The 22,781-nt window shown below is 58.4% G+C and carries 18 protein-coding genes and 3 tRNA genes; 9 read left to right on the top strand and 12 right to left on the bottom strand.

The features are described from left to right. Window positions 1-24: 24 nt before the first annotated feature. Complete coding sequence (locus CAQUA_RS00180) at window positions 25-1,317, bottom strand: hypothetical protein (RefSeq protein WP_196825032.1); 1,293 nt, start codon at window positions 1,315-1,317, stop codon at window positions 25-27. A 249-nt stretch (window positions 1,318-1,566) separates the two neighbouring features. On the opposite strand from CAQUA_RS00180, the gene CAQUA_RS00175 reads away from it, so the two are divergent. Then, window positions 1,567-2,469, top strand: a complete 903-nt coding sequence (locus CAQUA_RS00175; RefSeq protein ID WP_196825033.1) for an ADP-ribosylglycohydrolase family protein — start codon at window positions 1,567-1,569, stop codon at window positions 2,467-2,469. A gap of 22 nt (window positions 2,470-2,491) precedes the next feature. On the opposite strand, the gene CAQUA_RS00170 is transcribed toward CAQUA_RS00175, so the two are convergent. Then, window positions 2,492-3,754, bottom strand: coding sequence for a hypothetical protein (locus CAQUA_RS00170; RefSeq protein ID WP_196825034.1), 1,263 nt, complete (start codon window positions 3,752-3,754; stop codon window positions 2,492-2,494). Between the two features lie 899 nt (window positions 3,755-4,653). On the opposite strand from CAQUA_RS00170, the gene CAQUA_RS00165 reads away from it, so the two are divergent. Then, on the top strand, window positions 4,654-5,556 hold the full coding sequence (locus CAQUA_RS00165; protein WP_231375517.1) for a DDE-type integrase/transposase/recombinase: 903 nt from the start codon (window positions 4,654-4,656) through the stop codon (window positions 5,554-5,556). Here CAQUA_RS00165 and CAQUA_RS00160 read toward each other — a convergent pair. After that, window positions 5,515-6,864 (bottom strand): IS256 family transposase, encoded by a 1,350-nt coding sequence (locus CAQUA_RS00160; protein ID WP_196825035.1) that lies wholly within the window; start codon window positions 6,862-6,864, stop codon window positions 5,515-5,517. The two genes, CAQUA_RS00165 and CAQUA_RS00160, sit on opposite strands and share 42 nt — an antisense overlap. 129 nt (window positions 6,865-6,993) lie before the next feature. Between CAQUA_RS00160 and CAQUA_RS00155 the strand changes: the two genes are divergently transcribed. The 3 genes from CAQUA_RS00155 (at window position 6,994) to CAQUA_RS00145 (ending at window position 9,185) form a co-directional block, all read left to right on the top strand. After that, window positions 6,994-7,698, top strand: coding sequence for a Mu transposase domain-containing protein (locus tag CAQUA_RS00155; protein WP_196825036.1), 705 nt, complete (start codon window positions 6,994-6,996; stop codon window positions 7,696-7,698). Between the two features lie 6 nt (window positions 7,699-7,704). Continuing rightward, on the top strand, window positions 7,705-8,454 hold the full coding sequence (locus CAQUA_RS00150; protein ID WP_196823926.1) for an ATP-binding protein: 750 nt from the start codon (window positions 7,705-7,707) through the stop codon (window positions 8,452-8,454). A gap of 368 nt (window positions 8,455-8,822) precedes the next feature. Then, the gene (locus tag CAQUA_RS00145) at window positions 8,823-9,185 is read left to right on the top strand and encodes a nuclear transport factor 2 family protein (RefSeq protein WP_196825037.1); all 363 of its coding nucleotides are present in this window, start codon (window positions 8,823-8,825) and stop codon (window positions 9,183-9,185) included. 92 nt (window positions 9,186-9,277) lie between these two features. Here CAQUA_RS00145 and CAQUA_RS00140 read toward each other — a convergent pair whose 3' ends face one another. The 3 genes from CAQUA_RS00140 to CAQUA_RS00130 all read right to left on the bottom strand — a co-directional run bounded on the left by CAQUA_RS00140 (window position 9,278) and on the right by CAQUA_RS00130 (window position 11,474). Then, window positions 9,278-9,472 (bottom strand): hypothetical protein, encoded by a 195-nt coding sequence (locus CAQUA_RS00140; protein ID WP_196825038.1) that lies wholly within the window; start codon window positions 9,470-9,472, stop codon window positions 9,278-9,280. Next, window positions 9,465-9,537: transfer RNA gene (locus CAQUA_RS00135), tRNA-Ala, on the bottom strand. Before CAQUA_RS00135 ends, CAQUA_RS00140 begins: the two co-directional genes overlap by 8 nt. Before the next feature lie 215 nt (window positions 9,538-9,752). Further along, on the bottom strand, window positions 9,753-11,474 hold the full coding sequence (locus tag CAQUA_RS00130) for an ATP-binding protein (protein WP_290178433.1): 1,722 nt from the start codon (window positions 11,472-11,474) through the stop codon (window positions 9,753-9,755). 565 nt (window positions 11,475-12,039) lie between these two features. Between CAQUA_RS00130 and CAQUA_RS00125 the strand changes: the two genes are divergently transcribed. After that, on the top strand, window positions 12,040-13,224 hold the full coding sequence (locus tag CAQUA_RS00125; RefSeq protein WP_196824321.1) for an IS1249 family transposase: 1,185 nt from the start codon (window positions 12,040-12,042) through the stop codon (window positions 13,222-13,224). Window positions 13,225-13,340: 116 nt separating this feature from the next. On the opposite strand, the gene CAQUA_RS00120 is transcribed toward CAQUA_RS00125, so the two are convergent. The 4 genes from CAQUA_RS00120 to gyrA form a co-directional block, all read right to left on the bottom strand. After that, window positions 13,341-13,413 (bottom strand) — tRNA-Ala (locus tag CAQUA_RS00120). Between the two features lie 10 nt (window positions 13,414-13,423). Beyond that, window positions 13,424-13,500 (bottom strand) — tRNA-Ile (locus tag CAQUA_RS00115). Between the two features lie 587 nt (window positions 13,501-14,087). Then, window positions 14,088-14,429, bottom strand: a complete 342-nt coding sequence (locus CAQUA_RS00110) for a DUF3566 domain-containing protein (protein WP_196825039.1) — start codon at window positions 14,427-14,429, stop codon at window positions 14,088-14,090. Window positions 14,430-14,432: 3 nt separating this feature from the next. Beyond that, complete coding sequence (gyrA, locus tag CAQUA_RS00105; protein WP_196825040.1) at window positions 14,433-17,159, bottom strand: DNA gyrase subunit A; 2,727 nt, start codon at window positions 17,157-17,159, stop codon at window positions 14,433-14,435. A gap of 281 nt (window positions 17,160-17,440) precedes the next feature. Here gyrA and CAQUA_RS00100 point away from each other — a divergent pair, with 281 nt between their 5' ends. The 3 genes from CAQUA_RS00100 to CAQUA_RS00090 all read left to right on the top strand — a co-directional run bounded on the left by CAQUA_RS00100 (window position 17,441) and on the right by CAQUA_RS00090 (window position 21,798). Next, window positions 17,441-19,786 carry a Rib/alpha-like domain-containing protein gene (locus CAQUA_RS00100; protein ID WP_290178432.1) on the top strand — a complete coding sequence of 782 codons (2,346 nt, stop codon included), beginning with the start codon at window positions 17,441-17,443 and terminating at the stop codon, window positions 19,784-19,786. 92 nt (window positions 19,787-19,878) lie between these two features. Further along, window positions 19,879-20,301 (top strand): hypothetical protein, encoded by a 423-nt coding sequence (locus tag CAQUA_RS00095; RefSeq protein WP_196825042.1) that lies wholly within the window; start codon window positions 19,879-19,881, stop codon window positions 20,299-20,301. Window positions 20,302-20,493: 192 nt separating this feature from the next. Beyond that, window positions 20,494-21,798, top strand: coding sequence for an ISL3 family transposase (locus CAQUA_RS00090; RefSeq protein ID WP_196823808.1), 1,305 nt, complete (start codon window positions 20,494-20,496; stop codon window positions 21,796-21,798). A 369-nt stretch (window positions 21,799-22,167) separates the two neighbouring features. On the opposite strand, the gene CAQUA_RS00085 is transcribed toward CAQUA_RS00090, so the two are convergent. Further along, on the bottom strand, window positions 22,168-22,467 hold the full coding sequence (locus CAQUA_RS00085; protein WP_196825043.1) for a HigA family addiction module antitoxin: 300 nt from the start codon (window positions 22,465-22,467) through the stop codon (window positions 22,168-22,170). A gap of 8 nt (window positions 22,468-22,475) precedes the next feature. Beyond that, window positions 22,476-22,757, bottom strand: coding sequence for a type II toxin-antitoxin system RelE/ParE family toxin (locus CAQUA_RS00080; RefSeq protein ID WP_196825044.1), 282 nt, complete (start codon window positions 22,755-22,757; stop codon window positions 22,476-22,478). Window positions 22,758-22,781: the final 24 nt, after the last annotated feature.

Genomic DNA, 22,781 nt, shown 5'->3' with positions numbered 1-22,781 from the left:
CTACTTCACAATCGCGGCTGCGTTCTAGAGGTCATGTGCTCCCAGCTGTTTTCTTAGATCTTCGGCATGTTCGTGGAGTGTCTTTTCCCCAACCACAAAGTACTTCGAGGCTTGGCGGAAAATCGGTTGCTCTTGACCAGGCAACCCTTTAACCGCACCGATTTCTTTCATAATCAAGTTCCAAACAGCTTGCAAAGCGTATTCACCATCGAACTCACCTAAATTCGACACCTTGAGCGACTTGCTCGGAGGCGTACCTTGGTTCGTCCATGTTATCTGCATGTGCTTAGAGAGCTCAGCCAACCTTGCACGATGCTCATCCGTAAACGACGAGCTTTGCAGTTTCTCCAAAGGAAGTAGAACAGGCTCGCCTTCTGGGATCTTCCAACCACCGTCTGGAAGTCTCTTGACCAAGTATCCGGCGATGTTTTCAGATCTCCTTTGCGCCACTTTCTCTTCAGTTCTGTTGAGTTCGAGCTCCTCGACATCGGGAGCCAAACTCAGTTCCGCTTCGCCCTTCACCGGCCAAGCAACGTTGAAATGAGCAAAGAAATCGTCGCCATCTTGGTAAACGTCATATTCGATGCACGTGAAGTCAAACTTCTTAGACATCTTCTTCAACCAAATAAGTGTCGTCATCGTCTCGACCGAGAAGCTTTCGGCTACAAGGATGATCCTTGGAACACTAAACTCCTCATCTGGAGAATCTATCCCGCCCACAAAGGCCGCAATTTTGTTAAGTGATGCGTTGGACGAATTGCGATCATTGTCGTGACTTACGTCTTGATTAACTGCAGTTGATCCTTCATGTGATTCCGTAATGCCGTCAACCTCAGCATTCAGTTCTTCGTCAGTGTAATAGCTTTTGCGTAGCGGTGACCGCAACCAAGCGTCGTGTGCAGCTGCCAACTGACCGTAAGTGAAGCGAGACGCCATCGCAGCGTAGGTGATGGCTTGGAGGTGAATGTCCTTATCAGAAGCCCGTTTAAGTTCGACAACCACCAGCTCACCACTATTAGTCAAACCTAGAATGTCGAGAGTTTTCTTGGATGTTGCAGTAGTGGAACTATCTGCGGCACCTTCGAAAGCTTCCTCAACTACCGTGGACCAAGAATTAAATTGAGTAGTGATCACCATCATTTCAGTGGAGGCTGGCAAAGCCTCATTAATGATTGATGGGTTCTTGACAATCCAGGATTCTAGGTCGTTAGTCTCAGTCATTTTGCTCTTGGTCATATTAGAACTCGCAATCCGCCGAACCACTGAGTTAACTCTCTTATCTTGATTGGCCAGCTTTTCTATGGAATAAAGTGCCATTGTGCAGATCTCCCTGTAGTAGCAGCAGTACAGTTCCCATATAACCAAGGAATCTGCGTCGCCTCCGTCAATCTGGGGTAGAGCACCCACAGCTATCGCCGCCATTTGAATTTGGTCTTAACGTATTTTTGGGAATTCGCTGCATTTTGAAGGGATCCCGCCAGTTTTACTTATGCAAGTAGCGTTCCATCATTTGAATTCCGGCTACATGTTCTCGAGCCGGAAACCGACAATTCTTAGGAGCAGGTTATGTGTAGAATTTTGCAGGCTCGCGCCCGCGGGGCAATGTACGGCCAGCTTATCGGGGATAATCTCGGTGCTCTGGTGGAGTTTAGAAAGCCGTGGGAAATTGAGCAGTTATATCCGAACGGGGTGCGTGAACTTACCGGCGGTGGGCCGCACGGTGTGGTGCCGGGTCAAGCAACGGATGACTCAGAGATGGCGCTTACGTTGGCGCGGAGTCTTGTACGCAACCGCGGTTACAGCGCCGAGGATGTTCTGGAGTCATACCGTAGGTGGGCAGATTCGGACCCCTTCGACATTGGTGGGACCTGTTCAGCTGCGTTGTGGCCGCCCTACCACCGCAATTTCGAAAGTGCCGCAAACGGAGCGCTCATGCGTATCAGTCCACTCGCGATTGCTTATCACGGTAAGCCCGAGGTAGCCGCGGACTGCGCCCGCGTAGACGCGGAGATGACTCACCCGAATGATTACGCAGTGATGGTTAACGCGGTTTACACCGCGGCACTTGCAAAGGTTATAAGCGGCGAGAACCCGGTTGATGCTCTTTTAGGGTCCGCTGATGAGCTTCAACTGCAGGTGCAGGACTTCATCGAAACACCACCAGAACACGTCCATTTAGGAGATTTTGGGTGGTGCCGATACGCCTTTAACTTCACCTGCTATTACGCCGCGAATGGCTCCAATTTTGAAGACGATCTTGTAGCCATTATCGGAATGGGCGGTGACACCGACACCAACGCCGCGATTGCTGGGGCCTACCTCGGCGCGGTTTACGGTGAGGATGGCATTCCGCAGCGGTGGCGCGATGTAATTGACTCCTACCGCACGGAGCACGCCGACCGACCTGCGGAGTACTCACCAGAGGGAGCACTCTCGCTTGTCGACGACCTTTTGGCGCTCAGCTGTTAGGTGAGCCCTCTTTGGTTTGCCCCTAGAAATCGGTCTTGAACAGACTCATTCCGCGGACCGTTAGGCGCTCCCACATTTCAGCCGGGCTAACGAGGTTCGGGGAGATGAGCTTCGGGTCAAACTGTTCCGGGTGAACGAGAACAGGGCTGAGTTTGTCGCGGTCCGGAAGCCCAGTGGCAGCGAATTCCATGCCATCCTGCGAATCGTAAACGGCCACGAGACGGTCCCCGGGCAGTGCATTAAGCTCCGCCACGACCGTTGCGCAAAGCTCATCGACATTGCCCATCGTGCTTGGCCCAGGAATGCGTTCCGTGAGGTCCTCCGGTAGCCAATTGACAATGCAGCGGCTCACTTGAATCGAATCGGCAATACGCAGGTTTTCATTGAGCTCGATGGCATGACGCACAAGCTCTCGTGGTGCTTTGTAGCTGCCAGTACACAGGACAAGCGACACCAGAGCTGACTCAAGTTCATCAAGGACCTTGCGCCGGTAAACCGCATCCTCCGTGAAGCGAACGCTGTATGCGATTCGAGCTAACTGGTACGCGTAGGCGGCCGCGACGTAAAATTCCACCGAAGAGTACGGAGACTCGGGGGCGGTAGCTTTGTACACGGCATCGTTCGCGACCTTGAGAAGAGGGAAATCTCGTCGGTCGGTGGTGAACTCCACCTCAAGCAGCATGCCGGCAATGTCACGATGACTAATCGCGCGATTCGGAAGGGCATCGTCGGGGTACATAGGCACAGGGAAGACTGCGCGACCAATTGCTTGGAACTCGATGTCCTTCGCGTCCTCTGCACTCACCATGGTCACGCGAACCGCCTCGTGGTCCGGTTGGCGTGTTGCCTGGAAGTCCTCAGCGCTCTGGGTGTCGTCCACAACCATGTATCGCGGAACATCAATCGGTTCCACGAGTCGAGGCGGCAACCATGTTTCGATTCCCTCGCACAGCTGCGAGATGTTCTCGAAATTGAAGTTACCTACCCGTTCGGTGCCCCAGTGCGCCAAGGCATTAGCAGTGGAAAAGCGCGGGTCCCACTGTTCGAGGATGTCTAAGTTGGCAACCACAGTCTCCATGTAGCTCAGCACCTGGGTCGCGCTCGTGCCTTCAGAGTTCGCCGCCAGGTCAAGCGACTGGAGGGTGTTTGCCAAGACAACGTAAGCGTCCAAGGTTTCAGCGCGCGTATCAGCAACTGGCTCGTACTCAACAACGGCCTGCGCCACGGGTTCCGCGACACTGGCCAAGACGGCGCTCGCTTCCTCCTCTGTCAGGCTAGTGCTCATAGGATGCAACTCCATGTTTGCAGTGAAGTGAGTACCGTGTGCATCGATTTCAAAAGTCACAGCGTGCGAAAGTTCATCGTTAGTCATTTTCTATCTCCATTCTTTTAGGGTTGACAATTATCCCTTCAGCCAGGGTGTTCCTGCATGCCCTTGCCTACAAACAATGCGCATTTGGCAGCGCGCCGTTAGCGGTCGAGTTTCCCTCGCACCGACTGGCGGCATGAGGTTTTCGGGCATGCGGAACCTCCGACGACGTCGGGGGATCTAAAGAGGGGTTCGTGCGTGCTGGCTCGGAGCTTTCCTGGAGTTCTCTACGAGATTCGCAGACGTGTGAACAGTCATTACCTTATCATCTAGACAATAAGTTGTCAAGAGAAAAGGCAGTATCGGGACAAATACGCAGGTAATTAGTCTATCTCGCGGGCGAGGTGAGTTATCAAACGGGCCTTTGCTACGAAACAGTCTTATAGATATAGATTTTTTAAAGAGTTTTGGCCCGCACGTTCCTTGCCCAGCTCACCTGCTGAGCAATTCAGTAATTCGTCTTGAACAGGTGCATCCCGGTCGATGTCATGCGTTGCCACGCAGTGGTTGGGCTCGCTAGGCCCCGGGCGATGCACTTCGGGTCGACCTGCTCTGGATTGATACCACAGCGTCTGCCACTTTGGTGAGAACGGTACGTGCTTCTTCGTCACTCGGGACCCGGGGCTGAGGCTTCACATCGAGCAAACCCTTGATGCGAGTGGCATGCGTGCCGATTTGGTGTAGTTGGTACGGGGTGTCTGCGTAGTTGGTACTGGTTTTCCGTGTAGTTGGTACTGCTTTGGGGCAGGTTGGATTTCGGCGGCATCGCAATTCGGTGGTGCCGTGTCTTACCTGTTTTGAAGGAGGACGGCTAGATGGCCAACTTCAAAGATATTGCGGTGTTGATTTGCGAAGGCCGCAGCTATTCCTACATCACCGAAGTGGTGGGGTGTTCGCGTCGGGATGTCTCGCGTGTGCAGCGTGTTGTGAAGGAGCATTCGCTGACGAGTGAGTCGTTAGCGTTGTTGTCGCCGGGATGGTTCGATGAGATGTTTCCCGATGGGCGCAGCGATCGCTCGAAGCAGTTCGATCAGCCGGATTACCGTGCGCTGGCGCAACGGTTGAAGCACAACAAGCACCTGACCCGCCACAGATTGTGGTTGGAGTACCTCGACGAAGAGCCAGCTTCCGGGTTGGAGAAATACAAATACTCCCAGTTCTGCGACGGCTTAGCAGCGTACGTGGACGCGAGTGATCTACGCGAGGTCATTGAGCATGTCCCAGGCGAAGAGCTGTACGTGGACTGGGCCGGTGACAAGGTCGGCATTATTGACCGGGCAAGCGGCGAAGTCGGGTTGAAAGCGTCGCTGTTTGTTGCGGTGTGCCCGTATTCGGGGTTGCTGTTTGTCACCGCCGCCGCGGACGAGAAGATGGGCTCGTGGATTGATTGCCACGTCAAAGCCCTGGAGTATCTCGGGGCCTGCCCCCGGGTCATCGTGGCCGACAACGCATCCACAGCGACGTACCGGCCGGTGAAGAATCGTGCTTACCGGGCGGTGACAGCGAAGTACGCCGAGTTCGCCGAGTACTACGGGGTCACGATCGTACCGGCCCGGCCGGGCAAACCGCGCGATAAAGCCTCAGTGGAGCGTGCGGTGCAGATTGTGTATTCCCGGATCCTGGGCTATTTCGACAACGAGGGAGAGTGTCCGATTGTTTGTGTGCGGGGGCTTGGTTTACAAGTAGTCCGCGAACCGGTCGGGGTATGCCACGGCTAGTTGGTTGATGGCTTGTTTCCACCCGGTGGCTTTCGCCCCTTCAATATAGCCGTTGCACTCGGTGGCCCGCTTCGCCTTCTTCGCACGCTGCGCAGCGCGCTTGTCTTCGATGTTGCAGATCATCAACCACAGCGTCTTCAGCGCCGCAGTGTCGTTCGGGAACTGGCCCCGATTGCGGGTGGCTTTGCGCAGCTCAGCGTTGAGCGACTCGATGGAGTTCGTGGTGTAGAGCACCCGGCGGGCGGCCGGCGGGAACTGCAGAAACGGCACGAAGCGCTCCCACGCGTCTTTCCACACCTTCACCGACTGGGGGTAGCGACGCCCCAGTTCAGATGCCTCGAACGCGTCCAGGGCGGCACGCGCGGTGTCCTCGTTCGGTGCGGTGTAGACCTCCCGCAGCGCGCTGGATACGGGTTTGCGGTCCTGGTAGGACACCCACCTGTTCGCCGCCCGAATCAGATGCACGATACAGGTCTGCACCATCGAACTCGGCCACGTCGCCTCCACCGCCTCGGGCAGGCCTTTGAGCCCGTCACAGCAGACGATGAACACGTCCTGGACGCCACGGTTGGCCAGATCCGCACACACCGATGCCCAGAATGCGGCACCTTCGGTATCGGCGATCCACAAGCCCAAGATGTGCTTGATGCCGTCCATGTCCACACCAACAGCCATGTAGCAGGACTTATTGACCACGCGATGGCCGTCGCGGATCTTGACGCGTAGCGCGTCGAGGAAGATCACCGGGTAGAACTCATCTAGCTGACGGTTCTGCCACAGCATCACCTCATCGAGCACCGCGTCGGTAATCGTGCTGATTGTATCCGGGCTCATGTCCACCCCGAGGGTGGTTGCAAGGTGATGCTGGATATCACGCACGGTCATCCCGCCCGCATAGAGGGAGATGATCATGTCGTCGAGCTCGGTGAGCCTGCGCGCGCCCTTGGGCACCATCTGCGGCCGGAACGTGCCTGCCCGATCCCTGGGCATGGTCACTTCCAGCGAGCCGTAGCCAGAATCCACGGTCTTAATGTACGACCCGTTGCGGTGGTTACCACCCCCAGCAGCCTCCACCTGGGCTTTAGCTTTGCGGTCGGAGTGCTCGTAGCCCAAATGGGCATCCATCTCCGCCTGCAGGCCAGCGTTGATCGAGGCCTGCAACAGACCCTTGACCAGCTCGCTGGCGTCGTCGGTGGAGGTAGACAGCTCCCCGATGAGCTTGGCGAGCTCGGGGTTATCCATTAGCTTCTCGCTGATCGCGTTGACCCTGGACGGGTCGTAGCTTTTCTTCGGTGACACCGTAGTCATTATCGGTGAAACTCCTTTCAGATCAGAGCCTCACACACAAACTTCCTGACACCCTTCAACGAGGCGTTTTTCACACTCGACGAGCTCAACGAGGCAATCGCCGAGCGGGTCGAGGAAATCAACACCGCGTTGTCCTACCCTGACGGCACGACGCGCAGAACCCGGTACGAAACCGACGAGCTGCCGATGATGCGACCGTTGCCCAAAGACGCGTTCACCAGCGTGGAATGGAAAAGCCCGAAGGTGGATCGCAACTGGCATGTCTGCTGCGACTACCAGTACTACTCGGTGCCCTTCCAGCTCGTAGGCAAGACCCTTCGTGCGCGGTTGACCAGCACACTCGTCAGCTTGTACGACGGCGACACCCTCGTTGCCGAGCACGCCCGCTTAACCGGCTACCGCTACCGCTATTCCACCGACCCCACACACGGGCCTGCCCAGGGCCAGCACGCCCCAGCTGTGCTGAGCAATGATGAATTACTCGCATGGGCGTCCTCGTACGGGCCGGCGACGGTGGCGGTGATCACCAAGGTCTTGAATGTGCACTCGGCAGCACCAGCCCGGGGACTACACCAAGCGCGCAACATCCTGGCCAACCTCGGCAAGAAACACGACAAGACCACGTTGGAACCAGCCTGCCAATTACTGCTGGATAAACAGCTCGCCCCAACAATCAGTGTGCTCAAGCGCATCCAATCCGACGTTGCGCACAACCGGCCAGAGCCCACTGCATCACACACGGCACCCGCAGCAGCAATCGTCGACATCACCGCGGTCGCCGACTCGGTGTTCATCCGCCCAGCCGACTACTACGACACCACAAAGGAGGGCTAGTAAACCATGATCGACATCGACGAGACCACACGCGTGAAACTACGCGCCCTGCGGCTGTCAACCTTCGCCGACATCTACTTCGCCCTCCTCAACGACGACGCCAACGCAGATGAGCTTCCGGAAAACATCTTCCTCGCCGCCGTCGATGAGGCACTCGAACAACGCCGGCAACGTAACGTGGCTAAAGCAATCGCTCAAGCCCACCTGTTCTACCCGCACGCCACCATCGCAGACATCTCCCGCCCGAGCGAACGCGGTATCAACGAGCGGCAACTCAAACGCCTCGCGGCCACCAAATGGCGCGAAGAGCCCACCAACATACACATCCTCGCACCCACTGGTGCAGGAAAAACCTACATCGCCTGCGCACTCGGCGTCGAAGCCTGCCACACCGGGCACAGCGTCGCCTACTTCCGGCTCGACCAACTCACCGCGAAGCTCGCAGTCCTCCCGACCACACACCCCGACTACACCGCCTTGATGAGAAAGCTCATTAACGTCGATGTCCTCATCATCGACGACTTTCTGACCATGAGCATCGACCTGCGTGGACAAGAGGACCTCACCAAAATCGTAATCGAGCGAGACGGGCGCCTGCCGACCATCATCGCCTCACAATCCACCGCCGCCTACTGGGTGCAAACCATGCCGAACAGAATCGCGGCCGAATCCCTCGTCAGCAGACTCAACACAGGCCTACGAATCGACATCGGCGACTACGACATGAGAAAAGCTCTCAGCCGCCCCACCAACTAACCCACCCCCCACAAGCCGGCGCTCAACCAGCGCCGGCCACCCCAGTACCAACAACACAGAAGCCACCAGTACCACCTACGCAAAACACCGGTACCAACCAACCGGGCTCAGCAACCACCGCATTAACTGTTACAGAAACTTCGTTTGCTGAACAGCAGTGTCAATCGCGCAAAGTATGGGGGGGAAGTGTCGAGCCGTCGGCGTTTTGGGCTAATTCCTGTGAACGCGACCTGGGATTTCTCCGCGGTGAATTTTAACGGCTCGACACTAGTGGTTCCCGCAGTACAGAATCATCGCGTAGATAGGCCGATCGTTCTGCTTATCACTACTCAAGGACCGGCGATCGCGCGGCGAGTACAGTCGGACCCATGCTCGACCTCGACACGCTCCTCGCCTTAGAACACCGCGGCTGGGACTCCCTGACCAATGGCACCGGCGGTACGTTCTACGGCGAACTCATGACCGAAGACGCCGTCATGATCCTGGTCAACGGCATGATCCTAGACCGCGACACCATCGCCGCCAGCCTCAACGACGCCCCGCCGTGGGACAGCTACTCCATCACCGGCGCACGCCTCATCCCCGTCAGCCCTGAGGCCGCCACGCTGGTGTACCGCGCCACGTCCCAGCGCGGCGAAGACACCTTCGAAGCCATCATGAGCAGCACCTACACGCTTATCGACGGCTCCCCAGCACTCACGCTCTACCAACAGACAACAATCTCCCACTAGACGCAGCCGTTAAAACCCATTCGGACCCCGTTCATTACCAAAACTGCAACGCTTGAGTGTGGTTGCTGAATCCGCTGACACGGACAGATCTATTAGTCGATGCGCATGTTTTTGACCTGCAGTTTTACGTAGCTTCCCGCGAGGGCGTAAGCAAAGGTGTCAGCATCGTCAGGATTGCTGCTGGGCTCGGTTGAAATCACCGAGTTCGGCGGAATCAACAAAACAAGGCTCGGACCAAAACCATCGATGATGGGAATGGATCGAGCCTTGTGCTTGGGGTGGAGCATAGGAGAATCGAACTCCTGACCTTCTGCTTGCAAAGCAGATGCTCTACCAATTGAGCTAATGCCCCATGCATCAGAAGCATCAGATGCTTTTGGATGCACGCTATAGCTTACGACTACTACGCGATAACCCCAAAACGCCACAACTTCCAGCGGTTTCTGGGACACCGATGGGTTGTCAGCGGAGGTTCGTTTTCTCAGTTTCACACTTTTGTGACCTGCATTTTCATTCTTAAATGCCCAATGATGGGCCAAGACTGCGAAAGTTTTCTCACTGTGATTCTCAATTACGGCGGTAAGAGGTTGTGCGCTGGCCTTGGCCCCCGAGCATGGACAGGTGGCCGTCGATAAGCAATGGCTCGAGAGCATAACGCACTTGCGCCGCTGAAAGACCAGTCCTTAACCGCAGATCCTTCATGGTGAGGTGTTCGCCGGGGTGAAAGGCTTCGTAAACCGCTGGGACATTCTTGCCTAAGGCAGCCAAAGCATCGGGATCTGCGGCCGGTTTCTGATCCGGGGGCAACGCGGGCTCGCCGGCTATGAAATAGAGGCCGTCGTGCTGCTCAAGCACTCCAGTGTTCATGAAACGGTCCAGCATCCGTTTGCACGCCCTCTCCCCTAAAGGCGCGTACGTCTGCGTGATACTGCTCAGCGTGGCACCACCGTGGTTGCGAAGGTTGACCAGCAAATCCGCTTCGGTAGCGCTAAAACGCGACCGGCCCTCTTGGAGTTGCGCCAACCACTGCTCTTCATCATCAGTGAACCGCGAACCCCGGGGGAAAAGGACTTTGAACTCCACACCGTTGTCAATGAACCTCGGCTTTGGAAGCCTCGCCTCCCGCATCGCGGCCAGGATCTCCTGAATCCCACCGCCTTCCCCCTCAATGACGCGTTCGCCATCGGGCGTTCGTAGATACCGGGCGATCTCATACAACCGCTTGTTCACAGGAGCTTTTGTCAACGCCGGGCTTTCCAATTGCGACACCGAAAGCCCGCGGAGCCCTCCCGGACTAACCACAATCAGCATCCTGTCCGTGACGCGGATCTCCACCTTCTTCCCCACCTCAACCGACGGCCCAAGGTCCCTGTGAACAAGCGCATTAGCCAGAACCTCACGCACCGCTGATGGTGGAAACTCAGGCTCATCCACCAGGTGACCGTTTTCCGTATAACGGCTGACAGTGTCCGTGTTCTGCCGCACCCAGTCCATAGCCTCTACGAGCATCACGGGCAGCGGCCCCTCAATTTCTGTTAGGTTTTTGTGCCTTCCGGCCGCATCCCCTCGGGACAACCGCACTGCTACCGTTGCGCCCAAAGCTGGCTCAATCGACTGCGGAAGATACCCCAGCGCATACAAGCCCCCAAAACGCACATTGCCAGCGTTATCCGTGACATTGGTGATTTGAAGCAACTGCGCATCATCAACAATCCGCGCTACCCGCGGGCGCGACTGGCGTACGGACGTGATGAACCCATTGAGGACCTCCGCATCCAGCACACCGGTGTCCGTGCCGGGGACCGACTTGAAATCGAAATGGGCCTGCTGTGACTCACTAAGCGCGGAAAGCTCTAACATCTTCAGGTCGTTGGAGTTCATCGTGTAATCACCGTCCGCCTGTCGGAGGTACGGTTTCCCTCCGTACGTCGCTGGCTTTTCCGACGGAAGGAGCGGAGTCACTTCAACCACCACCACGTTCTTTCCCTCAATCACATGGTGGAAGAAGCTCAGTTGGGGCGCAGGATCCACAGCAGATCGGTTTACCTGCGTCACGGATTTTTCCATCTGCGCGGGATCTTCTACGCCAGTGACCTCAAACCCCTTACGCTCACTGACTCCCAGAATGATTGCCCCAGCCTGCGGCATGTTTGCAAAGGCGCACAGGGTTTCACCGATGTTCTCCGGCACTCCCTTGGACGCAGCCTTGCATTCAACCAACGTGGTGTCGTCCCCGAACGCGCTCATCTCTTGCAGCGTCTCACGAAGCCTGTGTTCATTCCAAGTCACGATTATGACTTTATCGCTTTATTGTCAGTTTTACTACCAGCGGTTTCGTAGTGTGATTCTCACTTTGAACCCGCAAAGTGTGAAAGCTTTATCATTTTGACACCGCACGTGCGACTTCTGGTTCTGTGAAAATTAACTCCAGCCCACGCCAATTGTTGATCCACGAAACCGGCATTCAAATTTCGACCCGCCTGCACCCTTACCGCTCAATCTCTCACTTTTGGCGGCCTCCAGATTTTCTTTCCTAGAGGAGTGAGGTTGACACCCGGCCGAATTTTCATAATGAATTCTTCGTCTTCAGGGCTTCTTGGGAGGTACTTGAAGACTAGGGGAGGATTCCGCTTCGAGATTGACATCACCGCAATCACGTTTTCGCCGTAACGATCCCCAGAAGTTAAAAGATGGGTTAAGTGACAAAATGTGTGTCTGATTTCCGGTATATCTGCTGATCAGGCTGCATAAATCGGGCTCGAATAGGGTTTTTCGCCTTATTCTGGCTCGTTTTTCGTTCAATCCACCGGAATGGCACCTTCATGTGCTAGCGGGGTGTTGGTGTGCTTTCCCGGTGACACCAAACAGACCACGATGCCCCTCATGTCATGGGGAAACAAAGAAAAACGGTCCCACTCCCAAAGGCTCCACTAGGTGGCGGTGCAAAGACTGCGGAGCCACCTTCATACGCCACCGCACCGACCAAACCCAAGCTCGGGACTTCACAGCGTTTCACGCCTACGTCACTGGCACAGCGTCACTTAACGACGTAGCTGGTACCTTGAACGTCTCCCGCCGCACGCTCGACCGCCGGTTCGCCCCGTTTTGGCTCATCGATGTTCCCAACACCCCAGACCCACACCGGGTCTACGACCAGATTTTCATCGACGGCACCTACACCGACGCTGGCTGCCTGCTGGTTGCCGCAAGCCGCGACCACGTCATCGCCTGGCACTGGGCTAAAAGCGAATCAGCCCACGCCTACACTCAACTACTAAGCGGCATCGCCGCACCGTTATGCGTCGTCCTCGACGGCGGCCAAGGCGCCTTATCCGCCATCAAAGCCTGCTGGCCCAACACGCTGATCCAGCGCTGTCTCGTCCATGCCCAACGCGTTGTCCGCCGCTACACCACAACACGCCCCCGCACCGATGCCGGCAAGGCCATCTATGCACTAGCGCTGAAACTGACCACGATCACCACCGTGGACCAAGCCCGGGAATGGACGCTGCGTCTACACGACTTCGCAGTGGTCTACAAGGCCTTCCTCAACGAGAAAACACTCCTACCCAAAGAGCGCCGCACCCTCAACCACCAATGGGAATGGACCCATATCCGTGTGCGTAGGGCTTACAACTCGCTTGTGCACCTTTCACGCAACAACTGGCTGTTCACCTACCTCCAACCCCCGACAGACGCACTCGAACCCGACCGGTGGGCAGCAACCACCAACAGTCTTGAAGGCGGGATCAACGCCCAACTCAAACGCATCGCTGACGCCCACCGCGGCAGATCAGGAGAGCGGCAACGCAAAATGCTCGAATGGTACCTGCACTCGAAAACGCAACTGCCTGACGCCCCATTACAGATCGCCAGGCAGTGCAGGTTCGGACAAGATCAACTCGCCAAAGTTCCCGATCTCGTCACTAAAGACCGAAACGAATCCGACCATCAAACAGGCCGACCAGCCTTCTACGACAACGCTATCCCAACCGACTACGAACACTCAGTAGGAATCAGAAAAGGACCCCTCAAATAACAAAAAGCGTGCCCCACCGGCGACACGCCGACCAGACACACTTTTTGTCTATTAACCCTAAAAGATCTCCAGGTATGAAAGACCCCTGTACCGCACGGTACAGGGGTCTCGGGCTGTGGAGCATAGGAGAATCGAACTCCTGACCTTCTGCTTGCAAAGCAGATGCTCTACCAATTGAGCTAATGCCCCGTTGTTCCTTTGGTGGGCCTAGCAGGAATCGAACCTGCGACCTCATCGTTATCAGCGATGCGCTCTAACCGACTGAGCTATAGGCCCGCTCGGAACTGTTAGAACATTACCCATGCCTCCGATATATTCCAAATCGCCTGGTTACACGCCATTTCATTAACCGATAATCCCCTTACTTTGGCACCCCATTTTTGGCCGAAAGTTGGGTGCCGGGGGTGACGGCTCCATACTTCGGGCCGACCATCGGGCGCTAGCTCCCACGGCTCGACACCGGGCCGAAACGAGCATGCAAAGTTGGCCCGGAATGGAAGAAACACGCGGTTTTCGGTTTTTTTCTGGTTTCCCGGCCAACTTTGCTCCCGCAACAGGGCTGACGGCTCGACACTTCGGGCTGACGGCTCGACACTTCGGGCTGACGGCTCGACACCTGGCGCCGGCAGCGCAGAATTGTCCCCAATCCGGGAGATTCGCGAAATTTTGATTTGCTGATCTGACACTGAAATCAGTCGATGCGCTGAACTGCAGTTTTGTCCGGCCTATCAAAAGCTGGATACAAATTTCGCGTATCGACGGGCGGGTGGGCGACTGCGGCGGGGGTTTGCTGGGGGGGTGGAGGGGCTCCGGCTGGCACAGGGCGCACGGGGCCCGCGGGGCCCGCGGGGGTTACAAGGCGCCTACCGGTAGTCGGTCAGCTCGATGCTGAGGCCGCCGACAAGGTCGGCAAGCGCGTTGTAAATGAACGCGGTGAGAGGGGCCATGATGGCCACGAAAATGACCCAGATCGTGCCGGTAAGCGCGGCGGCGGCCAGCACGATGCCGAAGTTCACCACCGTTTCGCCGCCGACGCCGCCGATGAGCGAATTCACGGACTCGACCACACCGGCCGAGTCGAGCACCATGTACACGCCGGAGACGGCCAGCAGCCACGCAGCGAAGCCGATGATCGCCAGCAAGATGCCCACCTTAAAGGCGGACCCGGGCCGGATGCGCGTGACGGTTACGTTGCGTGCTGCCATGGGTTACTCCTCACCGCCGTCGGAATCGTCAGCGCCAGCAGCACCGGCGGTGCCGTCAGTGTCGTCGTAGTCGTGCGTCTCACCGAGATTGTCGGAGGACACCGAGTTGACGTTCACGGGCTTGCCGGAACCAGTGACGGAACCGCTGACGGAGCTGCCGGAACCACTGCCGGAGCTCCCGGACGCCGGCGCGGCCGGGTCCTTCAGGCCGTCCTGGGCGGCTTCGAGGGTCTTTTCGCCCTTGGCCACGGCGGTGGCTTCCTCCTCGCCTTCGTCCTCGACGTTGACGTCGATGGCCAGTAGGTCAACGTCATCCGGCAGGTTCACCAGGCGCACGCCCATCGTCGCGCGAGAGGACGGGCGGATCTGGTTGACCTCGGTGCGGATCACGCCGCCGGCAGAGGTGATGGCGAAGATCTGGTCGTCTTCATCCACGGACAGGGCACCGATCAGTTTGCCGCGCTTCGGGGTGTATTTGAACGTCATCACGCCCAAGCCGCCGCGGCCTTGCTGCGAGTATTCGTCGGTGGCCGTGCGCTTGCCGTAGCCGCCGGAGGTGGCCACCAGCAGGTACTGGCCGTCGCGCACCACGGTCATGGCCAGCAGCTGGTCGTCGCCGCGGAAGCGCATGCCCTTCACGCCGGCCGTTGCGCGGCCCATCGGGCGCAGTTGCTCGTCGTCCGCGGTAAAGCGGATGGCCTGGCCTTGCTCAGACACCAGCAGGATGTCATCGTCCTCACCCACCAGCGAGGCACCGATCAGCGCGTCGCCCTCGTTGAGGTTGATGGCAATTAGGCCCGCGGAGCGCGCGGATTCGTAGTCGGTCAGGCGCGACTTCTTCACGCGTCCATCGCGGGTTGCTAGTACAAGGTACGGGGCGTCGGAGTAGCTCTGGATCTGAATGACCTGGGCGATCTTTTCCTCCGGCTGGAATTCCAGCAGGTTGGCCACGTGCTGTCCGCGCGCGGTGCGGCCCGCTTCCGGCAGCTCGTACGCCTTGAGGCGGTACACGCGCCCGAAGTTGGTGAAGAACAAAATCCAGTCGTGCGTGGAGCAGATGAAGAAGTTCTTCACCACGTCGTCCTGCTTCAGCTCAGCGCCGCGCACGCCCTTGCCGCCGCGCTTCTGCGACTTGTATGAATCCACCTTGGTGCGCTTCGCGTACCCCGTCGCCGTGATCGTTACCACGACGTTTTCGCGCGCGATCAAGTCCTCTTCGGTCACGTCGCCCGTCGCGGCCACGAGTCGCGTACGGCGGTCATCACCATGCTTATCGACGACCTCCCTCAACTCCTCGCCGATGATGACGCGCTGGCGCTCCGGCTTAGCCAGGATGTCCTTGTAGTCAGCGATCTCGGCTTCGATCGCCGCCAAATCATCAACAATCTTCTGGCGCTCTAGCGCTGCCAAGCGGCGCAGCTGCATTGCCAGAATCGCATCCGCCTGGATCTCATCAACATCCAGGAGATCGATCAGCCCGGCGCGGGCCTCGTCGACGGTCGGCGAGCGGCGGATGAGCGCAATGACCTCGTCGAGCATGTCGAGCGCTTTGACCAGACCACGCAGAATGTGGGCGCGCTTTTCCGCTTCGTCGAGGCGAAACTGGGTACGGCGGACAATGACCTCGATCTGGTGCTGCACGTAGTAGCGCAACATCTGATCCAGGCGCAGGGTCCTCGGCACCCCGTCGACAAGCGAGAGCATGTTGGCGCTGAAGTTGGATTCCAGCGCGGAGTGCTTGTACAGGTTGTTGAGCACCACTCGCGGCACCGCGTCGCGCTTTAAGGTGATCACGATGCGCATGCCGATGCGGTCCGACGACTCATCGTCGATACGCGCGATGCCCGCCATCTTGCCGCTGTTGACTTGCTCCGCGATGTTGTAGACGAAGTTATCCGGGTTGACCAGGTACGGCAGTTCCGTAATGACGATGGCCTGGCGGGAGCCGATTTCTTCGATCTCGCTCACGCCGCGCATGCGGATCGAACCGCGGCCGGTGGTGTAGGCGTCCTTGATGCCCTGGTCGCCCACGATGAGTCCCGCCGTGGGGAAGTCCGGCCCCTTCACGTACTCCATGCACGCGTCAAGGGTGGCCTTATCATCCGCGTCATGGTTGTCCAGGATCCAGTAGATCGCCTCCGCCAGCTCACGTAAGTTGTGCGGTGGAATGTTGGTGGCCATACCCACCGCGATGCCGGCCGAGCCGTTCATCAACAGGTTAGGCACGCGCGACGGCAACACGACCGGCTCCTGGGCCTTACCGTCATAGTTGGGGGCGAAATCCACCGCGTTCTCGCGGATGTCGCGCACCATCTCCATGGCCAGCGGGGACATCTTGCACTCCGTGTAACGCATCGCCGCCGGGCCGTCATTGCCGCGGGAGCCGAAGTTCCCCTGCCCGTCTACAAGCGGGTAGCGCATCACCCACGGCTGGGCGAGACGCACCAGCGTGTCATAAATCGCGGAGTCACCGTGCGGGTGGAATTGACCCATCGTGTCAGACACCGGGCGCGCGGACTTCACGTAGGAGCGCTCCGGGCGGTAGCCGGAGTCATACATCGCGTACACAATGCGGCGGTGAACCGGCTTCATGCCGTCACGCACGTCAGGCAGCGCGCGCCCAACGATCACGCTCATCGCGTAGTCGATGTAACTGGTCTGCATCTCCTCATTGATGTCAATGGGCATGATGCGGTCAAAGCCGTCGCCACTCAAGGTGTCGTCGCTCATGGATCTCCTTTAAGCCAACGCGCGCGCCATCATCGCTTCGGCGCGCACACGTACAGGGCCATTTTAGCGGGCCACGCGACACAACCCGGTGACCTGGCCCGCGTGTGAGCACAACGCTTATCGACGACTCCCCCACACCCCGCAACCCCCTCAACCATTTCAGGTTATTAAGTACACTTTGCAGCGTCTTTAATTTGTTACATACGTGACTTTAAGGCGTTACTTAGCTAGACTTCACGGTGACACGCTGTGGCTACCGCCCAGTAACCAGAACCAAATCCGTGACTGACAGCAAAAAGGATGAACCGATGAAACGCAACCGCATTGCCTTAAGAAACACCGTGGCACTGAAAACCACCGTGGCCCTGGCCACCTCCCTCTCCCTCGCCGTTGGTGCCGTCGTCGTGCCGCAGGCCACCGCGCAGGACAACCGTCCCTCCCAATCCAAACCTGCAGATGTTGACTACTGGAAGGACACCGAGTTCTACCCCGGCCAAACCAAATCCCTGTCCCCGGAGAACCTGCCAGCTGGCGCGAAAGTCGGCGGCCCGAAGGGAACCCACTACGGCTGGACGTTTACTACGGATGAGAACACCGGCGTGGTCACCGTCACCGCCCCGGCGGACCAAGGCCCGGGTTCCTCTATCACCGCAAACATGGAAGTCCACCAGCTCCAGGGAGCAAACGCGGATCAGAAGTGGGCGATCACGGCGACCGACTCTGCGAAGTTGACCATCGTGGAAAACCCGAACGCTCAAGCCAAAACGCAAACGGTGACGTACCCAGATATTGTCACCCAAAAGAATGTCCAGGGCACCTCTACCCCTCAGATCACGCCGGGCCTGGGTATGGAAGAACCGGACTACGAAATTTTCTACACCCCGAAGAACTACGCAGCTGAAGTCGTCGGCCGCACCGGCCAGCTCCGCGTGACTCCGTCCAACGAACTCGGCGTTGGTTCCTACGACTACGTCGGGGTGAAAATTATCTTCCCGGACACATCATCGACCGTGCAGTACGTGAAGGTAACGGTCTCTGACGCGGCAGGAAATACCACTCCGCTTCAGGAGCGGGAGAACACCAAGTACGAGCCGACCTACACGGCGACTGACCTCAGCGGCGACAAAGGTGCCACCGCCACCGCTACCCCATCGTGGTCCCCCGAAGCGCCCACCGGGGCAACGTACTCTAAGTACGCAACCAGCCCCTCCAACGCTGACGAGTACTTCACGATCTCCGTGGACTCTTCCACCGGCGCAATCACTGCCTCCCCCAAGCAGCCGTTAAAGGCGGGCAGCAAGCTCGTGGTGTACGTGACCGTGAAGTACAGCGACGGTTCCGAAGAGGTGAAGTCGGCCGAGTTCAACGTCACCTCCAGCGGCTCCTTCGAATCCGAGAACCCGAACCACCAGGTCTCCTACCCCATCACGACGGTGCCCGCTGACGAGCAAGCGACCATCACCCCGACCTCGGGCGCGACCCTTCCGACAGGGACGAAGTTCTCCACCGTGAAGCCGGAGGATGTCCCCGCAGGCTGGACGATCACGGTCGATGACACCTCCGGCGTGCTCACCGTCAAGGCCCCGACAAACTCCCCTGGCGGTATCTCCACGTCCATTCCGGTCACCGTCACGTTCCCGGACGGCTCCCGCCAGAACGTCCTCGCGCGGTTTAACACCTCTGCCCCGACTAAGACCCAGGCCGTCACCACCACCGTCACCTACGATGCCATCGACACCACTGTCGGCAGCACCGTCACCGTGAAACCGACAGCCGAACCCGCCGACGCCCTTGACGGCGCCCAGTTCTTCGGACCGAGTGGCTCCAACGAGGCTGGCTGGACCTACAGCACGAACATGAACACCGGCGAGTTCACTCTCACCCCCACCACTGCCGGCACCGTCCAGGACGGGATCAGCATCAAAGTCGTGTTCAAGGACGGGTCCCAGAAGCAGGTCACCATCCCTGTCACGGTGAAGGCGGCGCCAACCACCAGCGCACAACCGACCACCAGCGCACAGCCAACCACCAGCGCACAGCCGACCACCAGCGCACAGCCGACCACCAGCGCGCCTGCCCCGTCGACCTCTACCCCCGCGACCACCACGCCGACCACCAGCACCCCGGCTACGGCCACCAGCGCCGTGCCAACCTCCCCCACTACGCCGGGCAACAACGGCGGCAACACGTCCACCCCTGCGTCCACCACACCGGGCAACAACGGTGGCAACACGTCCACCGCCGCGACGACCACATCGGTTGCGTCCACCACGCCGGGCAACAACAGCGGCGGTAACGGCTCCACAACCCCGAACAGCACCCCGGCCACTAGCACCCCAGGTAACAACGGTGGCGGTGCCGGCGGCAACACGTCCACCACCGCTACGACGACCACATCGGTTGCGTCCACCACGCCGGGCAACAACGGTGGTAACGGCACGGTGACCGTCACCGAAACGCCTATGCCGACCACTACGGACAAGAGCTCCCAGTCCTCCCAGAAGAAGGACGACAAATCCAGCACGGGCCAGATCATTGGTTTGATCGTCGGTATCCTTGCGCTCCTCGGCCTCATCGGCGGTGGCGCTTTCGCGGTGCAGAACGGATGGATCCGCTTGCCGTTCTAATGCGGATTTACTAACCCATCCTTATGCGGGAACTGGTCACTGCACCGGTTCCCGTTCTTTGTTCACGGTGCTAGGGTCCTAAAGTTATGGGCATGAAGAGGATCACTGCTGCCGTGGCTGCCGCGTCGCTAACGATGTCGCTGGTCGTAGCCCCCGCGTACGCCGAGGACACCGCGCCCACGCCAGTTGTCGCAGTTGAGAATGACCCCACCAAGTCCGAGATGCCAGTGGATGATACCGCTCCGACACCTGTTGACATGGACACCCCGGGACCCATCACCAAGGAAAAGCCCGAGCGAGGCGAGTGCGGGGGTGGATCGTCGGCTAAGAACTGCGTCCCCGATGATTACGAAAAGCCGAAGGACCCGCCGCTATGGTGGGCATACTCAGGCGTAGCGACGATCTCCGTCCCCCTGTTCTTCCTCGCCATTGGTGCAGTAGGCAAGTTCATCTACGACAACTTCTTCGCCCCGGGCGCAAAGGGCATCGGCCCCATCAAACCGGTACGCCGATAGGTCGGCAAGGCCAGCATCGCCTGCATCGATCCTTTGGACGGCCTTCACCAGACCGCTTTTACGGGCTCTTCGTGATTGGGAGTGCGTTGGTCGTTTCTTGGGGTGCTGGGGTGTTGCACAAGATGTGGGGGTCCTTGCTGGGTTAAGGATTTAGGTGTTCAAGCCAATCCACAACCCAACAAGGACCCTGGTATGCAGCCTAGTTCCAACATCGTCGCCGACACCATTTGCCGCACCGCGGAGCTTGGGTTGGCGATCACCAATGCCGCGCACAACGACGAGTGCACCGTTATCGACTGTGAAACGCTCGACCCGATCAATGCCTGCCCGTCGTGTCAGCAACCGGGCTTGTTGCGCGATCACACCTACCGGCAACTGGTGGATCTGCCGGTGGTCGGGTTTCCCACCCGGCTGCGGGTGCGGGTGCCGCGGTATCTATGCAGCAACGATTCCTGCGCCCAGCAGATTTTCCGGGCTTCGCTTTCCTGCGCTGATGACCGCTCGAAGGTCACCCACCGGGTGGTGCGCTGGATCCTGCAGCGCTTAGCGATCGACCGGATGAGCGTTGCCGCCACCGCCAAAGCACTCGGGATTAGCTGGCAGCTGACATGCGATCTCGCATTGTCCATGGCCAGAGCCCTCGTCGCCGACCCCGACCACTTGGCCGGGGTGCGCGTCATCGGGGTTGACGAGCACAAGTGGGCCCACAACCGCAAGGCTGCCGGCGGCGGGTTCGTCACCGTGATCGTGGACATGACTTACCAGCACACCGGCCAACCGGCCAGGTTGCTTGATGTCATCCCGGGCAGAAGCGCCGAAGTGCTCACCCGCTGGATCAACCAACGTCCGAAAATCTTCCGCGACCAGGTGGAGGTGATCACCATGGACGGGTTTCAGGGTTACGCCACCGCAGCCGATGAAGCCCTGCCTCAGGCCAGGCGGGTGATGGACCCGTTTCACGTGGTGCGTCTTGCCGGCGACAAAGTCACCGCGTGTCGGCAGCGGCTGCAGCGTGAAACCTACGGCAGGCGCGGCAGAACCAACGACCCGTTATATAAAAACCGCCGCACCATGCTCACCCGCATCGATTTTTTAACCGGTGAGCAGCAGCACCGCCTGGATGTGTTGTTCAACTACGACGACGACTACGCCGTGCTGCAAGAAACGTGGCTGGTGTACCAGGAGATCATCGACTGCTACGAAGACCCGAACAAGACCCGCGCGAAAACGAAGATGCGCCGGTTGATCAACCGGCTGCGCGGGCTACGACAAGCCGGGCTTGATGAACTCGCCCAACTCGGTCGTACCCTGCACAAACGCCGCGCCGACATCCTCGCGTTCTTCGACATCGGCGCCTCCAACGGCCCGGTCGAAGCCATCAACGGCCGCCTCGAGCACCTCCGCGGCATCGCCCTCGGATTCCGCAACATCAACCACTACATCTTGCGGTGCCTAATCCACTCCGGAGGCCTCCAACCCAAGATCAACGCACTCTAAAACACGAAGAGCCCTTTTACGGCGGGTCGGCTCAACCGCACACATCACACGCCGAGCCGACAGGCACCCCTCCGAGACGGTCCAGGCACCCATCCCGGGAGGTTCCGGCACCCCTCCGAGACGGTCCAGGCACCCATTCCGGGAGGTTCCGGCACCCCTACGTGAGTGGCCCGGCCAATCACGAAACAGCATCTATACTGCTTGGGCTTCCTCCCCGCAGTCCCTTCGAGCAATGACTCAGCTATCCGGGCATCTCTGCGAATTCGAGCAGAGCCCCGGTTAGTCACACGGGCTCAGCCGACAGCGACCTAGACTACCCCTTCAACGAAGAAACGCTGGCGAAATCCCCCAGAACAGAGCGTGGATGAATCATGACACCGCCAGTGGAGTGATTTTCTGAATTTCATCGTGGGACTTTTCTTCGGCCAGCTCCAACTCATAACGAGTTTGGAGGTTTAGCCAGAACTGCGGCTCTACACCGAAATAGCGCCCCAAGCGTAGTGCTGAATCCGCTGAGATGCCACGTTTGCCTAGGACAATTTCATTAATCCGGCGTGGGGGTACACCAATGGAAACCGCAAGTTTGTGCTGAGTGAGATTAAAGCCCTCGATAAAATCCTCAAGCAGCACTTCTCCCGGGTGAATCGGGGGATAGAGTTTCTCGTCCATTACGCACCTCAGTGATAGTCCTCGATCGTTACGTTCGCAGGCCCATTCTCCGTCCAGCGAAACGTAATTCTCCATTGCCGGTTTATTCGAATGCTATAGGTTCCTTGGCGACTCCCCTTGAGTGCTTCCAAGCGGTTACCTGGAGGAACTCGAAGAGAATCAAGGGAAACAGCAGCATCCAGCTGGTGTAATTTCCTGTTTGCGGTCTTGTGAATAGTTGGATCCAACCCCGGAACCGGCAAACGCTCCCACAAGCGCTCAGTTTCACGGTTGCCGAAGGATTGGATCATGCTAAAAGACTATGGAACATAACG

It is taken from the genome of Corynebacterium aquatimens (genome assembly GCF_030408395.1).
GTDB classification, from domain to species: Bacteria; Actinomycetota; Actinomycetes; order Mycobacteriales; family Mycobacteriaceae; genus Corynebacterium; species Corynebacterium aquatimens.
Note: the sequence above shows the minus strand (reverse complement) of the source record. Positions and strands in the feature narration are given on the sequence as shown.

Coding starts and splice junctions, on each gene's coding strand:
- CAQUA_RS00180 (WP_196825032.1), bottom strand. CDS start 1,317: ATGGCACTTTATTCCATAGAAAAGCTGGCCAATCAAGATAAGAGAGTT.
- CAQUA_RS00175 (WP_196825033.1), top strand. CDS start 1,567: ATGTGTAGAATTTTGCAGGCTCGCGCCCGCGGGGCAATGTACGGCCAG.
- CAQUA_RS00170 (WP_196825034.1), bottom strand. CDS start 3,754: ATGAGCACTAGCCTGACAGAGGAGGAAGCGAGCGCCGTCTTGGCCAGT.
- CAQUA_RS00165 (WP_231375517.1), top strand. CDS start 4,654: ATGGCCAACTTCAAAGATATTGCGGTGTTGATTTGCGAAGGCCGCAGC.
- CAQUA_RS00160 (WP_196825035.1), bottom strand. CDS start 6,864: ATGACTACGGTGTCACCGAAGAAAAGCTACGACCCGTCCAGGGTCAAC.
- CAQUA_RS00150 (WP_196823926.1), top strand. CDS start 7,705: ATGATCGACATCGACGAGACCACACGCGTGAAACTACGCGCCCTGCGG.
- CAQUA_RS00145 (WP_196825037.1), top strand. CDS start 8,823: ATGCTCGACCTCGACACGCTCCTCGCCTTAGAACACCGCGGCTGGGAC.
- CAQUA_RS00140 (WP_196825038.1), bottom strand. CDS start 9,472: ATGCTCCACCCCAAGCACAAGGCTCGATCCATTCCCATCATCGATGGT.
- CAQUA_RS00110 (WP_196825039.1), bottom strand. CDS start 14,429: ATGGCAGCACGCAACGTAACCGTCACGCGCATCCGGCCCGGGTCCGCC.
- gyrA (WP_196825040.1), bottom strand. CDS start 17,159: ATGAGCGACGACACCTTGAGTGGCGACGGCTTTGACCGCATCATGCCC.
- CAQUA_RS00095 (WP_196825042.1), top strand. CDS start 19,879: ATGAAGAGGATCACTGCTGCCGTGGCTGCCGCGTCGCTAACGATGTCG.
- CAQUA_RS00090 (WP_196823808.1), top strand. CDS start 20,494: ATGCAGCCTAGTTCCAACATCGTCGCCGACACCATTTGCCGCACCGCG.
- CAQUA_RS00085 (WP_196825043.1), bottom strand. CDS start 22,467: ATGGACGAGAAACTCTATCCCCCGATTCACCCGGGAGAAGTGCTGCTT.
- CAQUA_RS00080 (WP_196825044.1), bottom strand. CDS start 22,757: ATGATCCAATCCTTCGGCAACCGTGAAACTGAGCGCTTGTGGGAGCGT.